This window comes from Blattabacterium cuenoti, assembly GCF_014251575.1.
Taxonomy (GTDB): Bacteria; Bacteroidota; Bacteroidia; order Flavobacteriales; family Blattabacteriaceae; genus Blattabacterium; species Blattabacterium cuenoti_N.
The window spans coordinates 523,726-536,506 of record NZ_CP059191.1; the positions used below are offsets into that span (position 1 = coordinate 523,726).

Genomic DNA, 12,781 nt, shown 5'->3' on the forward strand with positions numbered 1-12,781 from the left:
ATAAAAGTTAAAATTACGTAATCAATTTTTGTATAAAAAAAGTTTAAAATAAAAATGGAATATAATTTTAGAGAAATAGAAAAACGTTGGCAAATATACTGGAAAAAACATAATGTTTTTCATACTAAAGAAAACGAAAAACAGAAATACTATATTCTAAATATGTTTCCTTATCCTTCTGGAGCAGGACTTCATGTAGGACATTGTTTAGGCTATATCGCATCAGATATTTATGCCAGATATAAACGTGCAGAAGGATATAACGTTTTAAACCCTATAGGATTTGATTCTTTTGGGTTACCAGCAGAACAATATGCGATTCAAACAGGTAAACATCCTTATGATACCACTCGTCAAAATTCACAAAAGTATAAAAATCAAATGAATAAAATAGGTCTTTCTTTTGACTGGAATCGTGAATTATACACTAGCAATCCAAATTATTATCGTTGGACTCAATGGATGTTTATTCAAATATTTAATTCTTGGTACGACAAAAACTGTGAAAAAGCCAAACCTATAGATCTTTTAATTGAAGAATTTAATAAAAATGGAAATAATTTTATCAATGCAAGTACTTCTTACAATTATAAATTTAATTCAAAAACATGGAATGAACTAAGTTTTACTGAAAAAGAATCTATTCTTTTAGATTATCGTTTAGCTTTTTTATGCAACAATATAGTGAATTGGTGTCCAGACTTAGGCACTGTTTTGGCTAATGATGAAATCAAAAATGGAAAAAGTCAAAGAGGGGGATATCCAGTCTATAAAAAAAAAATGTTACAATGGCACATAAGAATTAGCGCATATGCAGAAAGACTCATAACAGGATTAAATTTGATTGATTGTTCTCAATCCCTAAAAAAATTGCAATTTAACTGGATAGGAAAATCAATGGGAGTTTCTCTTTCATTAAATATTACGCATCCCATGAATAATATCAAAAAAATTAAATTATTTATTTCTCGTCCAGAAATGATATTTGGAATAACTTTTGTTGTCTTATCTCCAGATCATCCACTTGCAGATCAAATAAGTATTCATTTCCATAAAAAAAGTGTTTTAACATATCTTATGCAAGAATTTTCTATTGATGAAAATCGAAAAAATATTTCTGGTGTTTTTACAGGAAATTATGTTTTTCATCCTTTCATTAAAAAAAAACAAATTCCTATTTATATTAGTAGCTCTTTTCCTGTAGAAAATCATACAAAATCCATGATAGGAATTCCTGGATATGAAGAAATAAGTAAAAAATTTGCTCAAAAGTTTGGATTAGAAATTATTCAAATTTGTGAAAAAAAAAACATCAATAAAAATGAGGATATATGTATTAATTCTGATTTTTTAAATGGATTAAATAGCAAAGAGGCAAGAGAAAAAATAATAGAAATATTAGTGAAACAAAAAATAGGAAAGAAAAATACAAGTTACAAAATACGTGATGCTATTTTTTCTAGACAAAGATATTGGGGAGAGCCAATTCCTATTTATTTTAAAAATAGAATTCCAAAAACAATTCCTATAGATCAATTACCTATTCTTCTTCCGAAAATAGATAATTATCATCCTAAGGATGGAAAATCTTCATTAATTAGAGCAAAAAATTGGGCTTGGGATGAAATAAATATGAAAATTGTTCCAAATACCCTTATTGATTATAAACATGTGTTTCCTATAGAAACCAGCACAATGCCAAGTTGGGCCGGATCTAGTTGGTATTTTCTTAGATATATGGATGTTAACAATCATCAATTTTTTCTTGATAAAAGAAAAGAAAATTATTGGAAGAATGTTGATTTATATATTGGAGGATCTGAACATAGTACTGGACATTTAATTTATGCAAGATTTTGGCACAAATTTTTGAAAGATAGAGGATGGATTAAAACTGAAGAACCCTTTAAAAAAATATTAAATCAAGGAATGATTCTCAGTTATTCTGCTTCTATACTAAAGATTATAGGGGAAAATACCTTTGTATCTTATGGACTAAGAAATCAAAAATACTATTCATTTCAAGAAATCTATGTAGATCTTTCCTTAATAAAAAAGAACAACGAATTGGATATAGAAAAATTTAAAAAAAACCGACCAGAATTTAGTTCTGCTATTTTTCTATTAGAAAGAGGAACTTTTTTTTGTAAAAGAAAATTGGAAAAAATGTCTAAATCCAAATATAATGTCATAAATCCTGATGATATCTATGAAAAATATGGATCAGATATATTTCGAATTTATGAAATGTTTTTAGGTCCTATTACTCAATCTAAACCTTGGGACGAAGAAAAAATAAATGGAATAAAAAATTTTATAAACAAATTATGGCGTTTATTTCATAAAAATGAAAATTTTAAAGTTAGCGAAGTCAATCCAACATTTAAAGAATTACAAATTTTACATCATACCATAAAAAAAATACAGGATAAAATGCAATCTTTTTCTTTGAATACATCTATTAGTTCATTTATGATTTTTGTGAATCAATTAACTATGTTAAAATGCAATAAAAGAAAAATATTAGAACCTTTAGTTCAATTAATAGCACCATTTGCTCCTCATATAGCTGAAGAATTATGGTATAAATTAGGGAAAAAAAAATCTATTATTCATTATCCAATTCCTGTTTTCAATTCAAAGTATCTAATAATAGATCAAATCACATATCCAATTATGTTTAATGGAAAATTGAAATTTATAGAAAAATTTGATTCTAATATTTCAATAAAAGAAATAAAAAATAAGATTTTAAATCACCCAAAAACAAAATCTTTTTTAAAAGAAAAAATTTTAAAAAAATTAATTATAGTACCAAAAAAAATAATAAATATTTTATATTATTGATACTTTTTAAACTTAAACAAGTTTTGTATTAAAATTTGTACATAAAACGTAGATTTGCATTCTATAATAGAACATTTGTTTTTGTTTTTTTTCATTTTATAGAAATGTGTAAAAATTTTTTTATGTCAAAAAACAACCAAAATAAAACTGGTAAATATAGTTTTTTTAATTGTATAGAAAAAAATTTTGATAAAGCCGCACAATTTCTTTCTATTGAAAAAGGTCTTTTAGAACAAATTAAAGCTTGTAATGCCGTATATCGCATGCATTTTCCTGTGAAAATAGGAAAAGAAATCAAAGTTATTGAAGCTTATAGAGTTCAACATTCTCATCATAAACTACCTTGTAAAGGAGGAATTAGATATAGCATAAAAGTTAATCAAGATGAAGTCATGACTTTGGCTGCTTTGATGAGCTACAAATGCGCTATAGTTGACGTTCCTTTTGGAGGTGCTAAAGGCGGTATTAAGATTGATCCACAAACTATATCAGAAGAAGATATAGAAAAAATAACTCGTCGTTATACTTCTGAATTAATTAAGAAAAATTTTATTGGTCCAGGAATAGATGTCCCTGCTCCTGATTATGGAACTGGAGAAAGAGAAATGAGTTGGATTTTTGATACATTTCTATCTATTCGTCCTGGAGATGTAGACGCATTAGCCTGTGTAACAGGAAAACCTGTATCTCAAGGAGGAGTTAGAGGAAGAAAAGAAGCAACAGGATTAGGTGTTTTTTATGGTATTAGAGAATTATGTAGTATGAAAGAAGATATGCTATCTGTAGGTCTTGATGTTGGATTGGTTGGAAAAAAAATTATAATACAAGGGTTAGGAAATGTTGGTTATCATGCTGCTACTTTTTTTCATGAAGCAGGAGCAATTATTGTGGCTTTAGCAGAAAGAGAAGGAGCCATTTATAATCAAAAAGGATTGAATGTTTCCAAAGTTATTCTCCATTTGAAAAATACTGGATCTATATTAAATTTTCCAGAAGCAAAAAATATCGAAAATACAGAAAATGCTTTAGAATTAGAATGTGATATTTTAATTCCTGCAGCATTAGAAAATGTAATCCATAAAAATAATGCGAATCGTATTAAAGCTAAAATTATTGGAGAAGCGGCAAATGGACCTATTACTCCAGAAGCTGATGAAATACTGGAAAAAAAAGGTGTCATTATAGTTCCTGACATTTATTTAAATGCAGGAGGAGTTACTGTTTCCTATTTTGAATGGATAAAAAATTTAAGCCACGTACGTTATGGACGCATGGAAAAAAAATTTAGCGAAAATATGAATGCAGAATTACTACAAGTAATTGAAAATATTTGCAAAAAAAAAATTTCAATAAAAGAGAAAAAAATTATATTGAGAGGACCAAGGGAAATAGACTTAGTGCGTAGTGGGTTAGAAGATACAATGATTAGTGGGTTCCACAAAATTAGTGATCTGAAAAAATCATCAAAAATAGAAAATATGCGAACTGCAGCATTTGTACTTGCTATAAATAAAATTGTAGATTCTTATGAAAAATTAGGAATTTTTCCATAACATCTTTTTCATGATTTCTGAAAAAAATGCTAAAAAATATATTTTTGAATAAATATTTTTTTCATGAAGTACAAAAGATCATTATTGAAATTAAGCGGAGAAGCTCTGATGGGAAATAACGAATTCGGACTTCATTCTACTCGTCTTCAACAATATGCTGAAGAAGTTAAAAAAGTGGTAGATATGGGAGCTCAAGTAGCTATAGTAATTGGAGGAGGAAATATATTTAGAGGTTTTTCTAGAATAAAGGAAAAGATTATAAATCGTATAGAAGGAGATTACATGGGCATGTTAGCCACCGTTATCAACGGAATCGCTTTTCAATCGTATTTAGAAAATGTAGGAATATGTGCTTATATTCAAACAGCTATTAGAATGGATCAAATAGCAGAACCTTTTGGGAAAGATAGAGCTATTCATCATCTTGAAAAAGGAAGAGTAGTAATATTTGTAGCAGGATTAGGAAATCCTTATTTTACTACAGATACAGCTGCTGTTTTACGAGCCATAGAAATCAAAGCTGATGTATTATTAAAAGGAACTAGAGTGGATGGAATTTATACCAAGGATCCGGAAAAAGATAAATATGCTAAAAAACTTAAAAATATATCCTTTGATATGGTATATCAAATGGGGATAAAAGTAATGGATCAAACTGCTTTTATTTTGGGAAATGAAAACAATTTACCGATTATTATTTTTGATATCAACAGAAAAGGGAATTTTCAAAAATTAATTTCTGGAGAAGAAATAGGAACTCTAGTTTCCAAAAAAAAATAAAAATTATGGATGAATTAAACGATATTTTTTTTTCTTGTAAAAAAGATATGGAAAAAATTGTTAAACAACTAAAGGAAGAAATTCATCGTATTCGATTAGGTAGCAAATCTATAGTTTCTCTTTTGGAAAAAATAAAAATAAAGTGTTATGGAAGTACTTTCCTGCTTATAGAAGTAGCAAATATTACTATTGTAGACAACATGAATATTACTATTCATCCTTGGGATCGTTCTACTGTTACACATATAGATAAAGCTATAATAGATGCTAATCTGGGTTTTATGCCAACTAATAAAGGAGAATCCATTCATATACATTTACCCATTATTACAGAAGAAGGAAGAAAAAATTTTCTGAAAAAAATCAAATTACAAACAGAAAATGCAAAAGTACTCATAAGAAATGTAAGAAAAAAAAATAATCAAAATATAAGAAAATTAAAAATATCCGAAGATTTTTCTAAATCAGGAGAAAACCGTATACAAAAAATAACAAGTGAATATATACAAAAAATAGAAGATTTCTTCCTTTATAAAGAAAAAGAAATACTGAGAATATAATGATAAAAAAATATTCAATTAAAGAATTATTAAATAAAGGAAAATTTTTTCTAAACAAAAAAGTATTGGTTGAAGGATGGATTCGTTCTTTTCGTTATTCTATTTTTATCACTTTAAATGATGGATCTACAATTAGGAATCTGCAAATTATTTTATCCGAAAAATTTAGAAAGGAAATTACAAAAAAAATAACAATTGGAACTTCAATTCAAGTTATAGGAATTGTAACAGAAAGTATAGGAAAAAAACAATGTATAGAACTGCAGTCTTTAGAAATTAATATATATGGATCTGTACCTTCGTCTACTCTTCAAAAATCTATTTTGCAACCTAAAAAACATAGTTTTGAAAAACTTCGTCAACAGGCTCATTTACGTTTTCAAACAAATATTTTCAGCTGTATCATGCGAATTCGTCATCATATGGCTTTTTGTATACATCAATATTTCCATGAAAAAGGATTTTTTTACCTTCATTCTCCAATAATTACTACTTCAAATTGTGAAGGAAGTGGGAAAATGTTTCAAATTACTACTATGGATTTAAAAGAGAATCCAATAGATTATAAAAAAGATTTTTTTAAATGTAAAACTTATTTAAGTGTATCCGGACAACTAGAAGCGGAAACAGCCGTTTTGGGATTAGGAAAAGTATATACATTTGGACCTGTATTTCGTGCAGAAAATTCCAATACTTCACGGCATTTATCCGAATTTTGGATGATAGAACCAGAAATTGCTTTTTATCATCTAGAAGAAAATATGAATTTAGCTGAAGATTTTTTAAAATTTATTATCAGATACATTCTTGATAAGAATATGGAAGATTTATCATTTTTAAATGAACACTTAAAAAAATGGGAAAAAAAGGATAAAGAATACCTTTTAGAAAAATTAGAAATTGTACTAAAATTTCCATTTCAAAGAATCAGCTATACAGAAGCTATAAAAATTCTTCTTCAAGAAGAAAAAAAACAAAAGATAAAATTTTTTCATCCTGTTGTTTGGGGAATGGATTTACAATCTGAACATGAACAATATTTAGTCGATAAGTATTTTAAGATTCCTGTTATTGTGTTTGATTATCCTTCTTGTATCAAAGCTTTTTATATGCGTATAAATAATGATGGAAAAACAGTTAGAGCTATGGATATTTTATTTCCAGAAATAGGAGAGATTATTGGTGGGTCTCAAAGAGAAGAACGTTATGAAATTTTATTACAACGCATCAAAGATACAAATACGGATAAAAATAAACTTTGGTGGTATTTAGATACACGTCGTTTCGGTTCTGTTCCTCACAGTGGATTTGGGTTAGGTTTTGATCGTTTAGTTCAATTCATTACAGGAATGAATAATATTCGTGATGTTATTCCATTTCCAAGAACTCCAAATAATGCAGAGTTTTAAAACATATTTTTTTATGTTAAAACAGAAATTATCACAAAAAGGACAACACAAACTCTCTCCACAACAAATTAAACTCATGAAACTAGTTCAGCTATCTACTTTAGATTTTGAACAAAGAGTTAAACAAGAAATGGAAGAAAATCCTGCATTAGAAGAAGAAAATTTTTCTGATTTAGAAGAAGAAATTTCTGATTCTGAAAATGATTTTGATCTTACAGAAGATCAAAATCAATCCATAGATATTTCTGAAATTGATGAATATTTGAGTGATGATGAAATTGAAGATTTTAAAGTCAATCATCAAAATTATGGTGTAGAAAAACATATTCCTATTATTTCTGGAGTTTCTTTTCAAGAATATTTGAAAAATCAATTGCATACTTTTCGTTTGAACAAAGAAGATTTATTGATAGCAGATTTTGTATTAGGAAATATAGATGATGACGGTTATATAAGAAGAAAGATCACATCTATAGTAGATGATATTCTTTTAATACTTGGAATATCAGTTACTGCAGAAAAAGTAGAAAAACTAATTTTAAACTATATACAAAAATTAGATCCTGTGGGTGTAGGATCCAGAGATTTACAAGAATGTCTACTTATTCAATTGGAAAAAAAAAAAATAACTGAAGAGGTTCTTCTAGCCAAAAAAATTATCCAATATAATTTTGAATCTTTTGTAAAAAAACATTATCAAAAACTGCAAAAAAAGTTAGGAATCACAAAAAAAGATTTAAGGAAATCTATTTTTCAAATAGAAAAATTAAATCCAAAGCCAGGAAAAATTTATTCTGAAAATACCAAAAATTTAAATCATATCATTCCAGATTTTACTATTCGTATTTTAGACAATAAACTAGAGCTTTCTTTAAATCAAAGAAATATACCAGAAATAAAAGTATCATCTATATATTTAGATATGTTAAAATCTTATAAATCTTCAAAAGAAAAAAATCTGAAGAAAAATGAGGAAACCATTGTTTTTTTGAAACAAAAAATAGATTCAGCAAAATGGTTTGTAGATGCAATCAAAAAACGTCAAAATACGTTGATGTTAACAATGAATGCTATTATGGATTATCAAAAAGAATATTTTTTAACTGGAGATCAAATTAAAATAAAACCTATGATCTTAAAAAACATTTCACAAAAAATTGGTGTAGGAATTTCTACCGTTTCACGTGTAGCTAATAGCAAATACGTCAATACACCATACGGTACTTTTTTGATTAAAAGTTTTTTTTCTGAGAAAATGAAAAACAAAGAAGGAGAAGAAATTTCCTCTATTGAAATCAAAAAACTTTTAGTAGAATCCATAGCTCAGGAAAATAAAAAAAAACCTCTTACCGATGAAAAACTATCTAAAATTCTCAAAAAAAAAGGCTATTTAGTAGCTAGAAGGACTGTTGCTAAATATAGAGATCAAATGCATATTCCTGTTGCAAGAATGCGAAAGAATTTATGATTTTTTTATAATCACCGTTTTCCAATTGGATAATTCTTTTATAGATAAAATAGATAGTTCTCTACCATACCCAGATTTCTTGACTCCTCCAAAAGGGATACGAGGATCTGATTTAACAATATCATTAATAAAAACCATACCAGTATCTATTTTTTTGGATAATTTTTCAGCTTTTTCTAAATCTTTTGTCCAAATAGATGCTCCTAATCCGTAACATGTATTATTGACAATATCAGGAATTTCTTCCTCTCTAGAAAAAACAGAAACAATTCCTATTGGTCCAAAAATTTCTTCTTTTTTCACAATAAAATTATCTTTTTCTATTCTCAATAAAGAGGGAGAAAAAAAATTTCCATCTTTATTAGTTTCTAAACAGACTTTTCCTCCATTTAATATGATATTCTTATATTGCTGATATAATTTTTCAGATAAATCAGAACGGGATATATAACCAATTTTGGTCGATTCATTATATAAATCTCCTTTCTGATATTCTTTCATTTCTTGAATAACTATATCTATAAAATCATTTACTATAGATTTATCTACAATAAACCTTTTTGCAGAAATACATGTTTGTCCTGTATTATTTAATCTGGATTCTGTAGCTAACTTAGCCGTTTTTTTAATGTCTTCAACATCTTTCATGACTACAAAAGCATCATTTCCTCCCAACTCCAAAACAGATTTTTTGATATATTTTCCAGATAATGATCCTATAATGCTTCCAGATAAAGTACTTCCCGTAAATGTGACTCCTTGTATAACTATATTAGCTATAACTGATTCTATTTTAGAAATATCTATTAACAAAACTTGAAAAACTCCTTCAGGAAAACCTGATTTTATAAATATTTTTTCCAAAATCATAGAGCATCCTGCTGTATTCATAGCTGGTTTAATAAGAATTACATTTCCTAATAATAAATTAGGAATAGCAGATCTTATGGTTTGCCAAATAGGATAATTCCAAGGCATGATTCCTAATATAGGGCCTATAGATTCAAATCTTACATAAGATTTTTCATATTCAGTAGATATTTTTTGAAAAAAAATGGACTCTTTCAGTTGACAATAATATTTACACAAATTTATACTCTTATTCACTTCTAAACGAGACTGAGTAATAGGCTTTCCCATTTCTTGGGTAATTAGATAGGATGTAATATCTATAGTTTCTTGCATGCAAGAATATAATTTCGTTAAACATTTAACTTTAGAATCAAAGGGATAATTTTTCCACTTTTTGTATGCATGATGAGCTATAGATAATCTAGTTTTAATATCTTTTTCAGATAGAAAATAATAAGTTTTTAAAATGTTATTATCTACAGGATTAATAGTTTGAAACATTTCATTTTTTTTAAATTCGATCATTTGATCCAATAGAAATTTTGGAATTTAGAGCTATGGCATAAATTTTTATTTTTTTTAAAAATAAAAGCATGCCATTAGCTCTAATAGGGGATAAAAAAGTTTGAAATCCTATTTCATAAATAAAATTAGTGTTCGAATAAATAATTTCAAAGGGAAAAAGTCCTGAATAAACACGAATCATAAGAGACGCCATTCCTCTAGGTAATAAAGCATCCCCATCTGCATCGAAAAAAATACGTGAACCTTTCAATTTAGCATCCAACCAAATTTTTGATTGACAACCATGAATTAATTTTTCATCTGATCTAAATTCATCTGGTTGTTTGGGCAATTCTTTCCCCAAATCTATTAAATATTCATATTTTTCTTCCCAATTTTTTAGAATATGAAACTCTTTTTTTATTATTTCTTCTTTTTTATGCAAAGTCATTTCTAAATTTTTACACAAATATAGAAATATACTTAAATTAAGAAGATTGATTTGACAGTTTCATTCTGGCTATTTTTGCAGCTTTTGTCATATTTTTCAAGGACTTCAAGACTTCTTCCCATTTTCTAGTTTTTAAACCACAATCTGGATTCACCCAAATATTTTTGATTGGTAATTTTTTTGAAGCTTTTTTTATCAAATCAAAAATTTCTTCTACAGTAGGAATTCTAGGTGAATGAATATCATATACTCCTGGACCTATTTCATTAGGATAAGAAAAAATAGAAAATGCTTTCAACAATTCCATTCTGGATCTAGAAGTCTCCATAGTAATTACATCTGCATCCATATCTGCGATATGTTCTAATATATCGTTAAATTCACTGTAACACATATGTGTATGGATTTGGGTCTCATCTTTAACTCCACTTGAAGAAATACGAAAAGCCTGAATCGCCCAATCCAAATAAGAATTCCAATTCTTTTTTTTCAAAGGTAATCCTTCTCTAAGAGCAGGTTCATCAATTTGAATAATCTGAATTCCAGATTTTTCTAAAGAGAGAACTTCTTCTCTAATAGACCAAGCTATTTGATAAGCGGTATGAGAAAGTGGCTGATCATCCCTCACAAAAGACCATTGTAAGATAGTAACTGGTCCAGTTAACATCCCTTTCATTAATTTTTTGGTTTTAGATTGGGCAAAACATATCCAATCCACAGTCATGTCTCCAGTACGACTAACGTCTCCATAAATAATAGGAGGCTTTACGCACCTACTTCCATAACTTTGTACCCATCCATTTTCAGTAGAAAGTATTCCTTTAAGTTTATTTGAAAAATATTCTACCATATCCGTTCTCTCAAATTCACCATGAACCAAAACGTCTAAATCAATTTCTTCTTGTTTTTTGATAACATCTACAATAAAACATTGTGTTTTTTGATCATATTCCTTTTTGCTCAATTCTTTTTTACGAAATTTATTTCGCAAATTACGTATCTCTTTTGTTTGAGGAAAAGATCCTATAGTAGTAGTTGGAAACAAAGGAAGATTAAATTTTTCTTTTTGTTTTCTTTGTCGAATAGAAAAAGGACTTTTTCTTTGTTTATCTTGATTTTTTATTTTTTTTGCTCTTTCTTTTATTTTTTTATCATGAAAAATAATAGATTTTTTATATTTTTCCAGTGAAGAAATATTATTCAATAAAATATTTTTATTTCCTTTTATAATACATTCTAAATCATTTAATTCATTTATTTTTTGTCTTGCGAAAGACATTCTATTTTTTACATCTTCATGAATGAAGTGCTCATATTCTATATTTATAGGAACATGTAAAAGAGAACAATTAGGAGCAATCATAATGCGATTTTCTCCTATGGATTCTATTGTTTTTTCAATTTTCTTGATTGAATCCATATAATTATTTTTCCATATATTTCTTCCATCAATGATTCCTAAGGACAAAATCATTTTTGATTCTTTGACAAAATTTAGTATTCCTTCCAATTGTTCTGAGTCTTCCACTAAATCTATATGTAAAGCTTTTACAAAAAAGTCTCTAATAAGAAAAACATTTTCTGAAATTCCATCAAAGTAAGAGGTTAATAAAATATTGGATTTTGAACAAAGTTTAGATATTTCTTTATAAGCATATTGAAATGCTTCCTTTTCTTTTTCAGACATATCTAAAACTAAAATAGGTTCATCTAATTGAATCCAATCAGTTCCTTTATTTTTTAACTCATTGATAATTTTTGTATAAACAGGAACAATATTTTCAATTAAATCCATTCTATGAAAGGATTTATCCTTTTCTTTTCCTAAAAAAAGGTAGGATACTGGTCCTATTAATACAGGTTTTATTTTTTTGATTGATTTTAATAAATTTTTTGATTCTTCTAATTCATCAAAAATTTTCTTTGAAAAAATAGAAAATTTTTGATTTTTATCAAATTCTGGAACTATATAATGATAATTAGTGTTAAACCATTTAGTCATTTCCATAGCTTTTATATCCCATCCATTTTTTTGAAATCCCCTAGCCATAGAAAAATATAGATCAATATTGTTTTGAATAATTGACACAGAAAGATAAGACTCTGGAATAACTCCTAATAAAAAAGACATATCTAGAACGTGATCATAAAAACTAAAATCATTACATGGAATCAAATCTAAATTTGCCATTTCCTGCATTTTCCAATTTTCTTCCCTTATTTTTTTTCCAACTTCAAATAAAGTTTCCGAATCAATTTTTTTAGACCAATAAGCTTCACAAGCTTTTTTTAACTCTCTTTGTGTTCCTATACGAGGATAACCCAGGTTATGTTTCAGCATATTTTATTTATTTTAT

At 27.1% G+C, this 12,781-nt stretch carries 9 protein-coding genes; 6 read left to right on the forward strand and 3 right to left on the reverse strand.

Features of this window, described 5'->3' with window-relative positions; translation table 11 throughout:
- Nucleotides 1-54: 54 nt before the first annotated feature.
- From leuS to rpoN, 6 genes are all read left to right on the forward strand, one after another.
- The gene (leuS, locus tag H0H67_RS02605; RefSeq protein WP_185859217.1) at nt 55-2,847 is read left to right on the forward strand and encodes a leucine--tRNA ligase; all 2,793 of its coding nucleotides are present in this window, start codon (nt 55-57) and stop codon (nt 2,845-2,847) included.
- A gap of 122 nt (nt 2,848-2,969) precedes the next feature.
- The gene (locus H0H67_RS02610) at nt 2,970-4,400 is read left to right on the forward strand and encodes a Glu/Leu/Phe/Val family dehydrogenase (RefSeq protein ID WP_185859218.1); all 1,431 of its coding nucleotides are present in this window, start codon (nt 2,970-2,972) and stop codon (nt 4,398-4,400) included.
- A gap of 63 nt (nt 4,401-4,463) precedes the next feature.
- Nucleotides 4,464-5,180: a UMP kinase gene (gene pyrH / locus H0H67_RS02615; protein WP_185859219.1), complete on the forward strand. Its 717-nt coding sequence runs from the start codon at nt 4,464-4,466 to the stop codon at nt 5,178-5,180.
- A 5-nt stretch (nt 5,181-5,185) separates the two neighbouring features.
- A complete protein-coding gene (gene frr, locus H0H67_RS02620; RefSeq protein ID WP_185859220.1) occupies nt 5,186-5,740 on the forward strand; it encodes a ribosome recycling factor in 555 nt (184 codons plus the stop codon).
- Nucleotides 5,740-7,149, forward strand: coding sequence for an asparagine--tRNA ligase (asnS, locus tag H0H67_RS02625; RefSeq protein WP_185859221.1), 1,410 nt, complete (start codon nt 5,740-5,742; stop codon nt 7,147-7,149). Before frr ends, asnS begins: the two co-directional genes overlap by 1 nt.
- Before the next feature lie 13 nt (nt 7,150-7,162).
- Nucleotides 7,163-8,617: an RNA polymerase factor sigma-54 gene (rpoN, locus tag H0H67_RS02630; protein WP_185859222.1), complete on the forward strand. Its 1,455-nt coding sequence runs from the start codon at nt 7,163-7,165 to the stop codon at nt 8,615-8,617.
- Here rpoN and H0H67_RS02635 read toward each other — a convergent pair.
- Genes H0H67_RS02635 through metE form a run of 3 tightly spaced genes read right to left on the reverse strand, consistent with a single transcriptional unit; the run spans nt 8,612 to nt 12,765 of the window.
- Nucleotides 8,612-9,970, reverse strand: coding sequence for an aldehyde dehydrogenase family protein (locus tag H0H67_RS02635; protein ID WP_185859620.1), 1,359 nt, complete (start codon nt 9,968-9,970; stop codon nt 8,612-8,614). The genes rpoN and H0H67_RS02635 overlap by 6 nt on opposite strands.
- A 10-nt stretch (nt 9,971-9,980) precedes the next feature.
- Nucleotides 9,981-10,424, reverse strand: coding sequence for a SufE family protein (locus H0H67_RS02640; protein ID WP_185859223.1), 444 nt, complete (start codon nt 10,422-10,424; stop codon nt 9,981-9,983).
- A gap of 37 nt (nt 10,425-10,461) precedes the next feature.
- Nucleotides 10,462-12,765, reverse strand: coding sequence for a 5-methyltetrahydropteroyltriglutamate--homocysteine S-methyltransferase (metE, locus tag H0H67_RS02645; protein WP_185859224.1), 2,304 nt, complete (start codon nt 12,763-12,765; stop codon nt 10,462-10,464).
- Between the last annotated feature and the right edge of the window lie 16 nt (nt 12,766-12,781).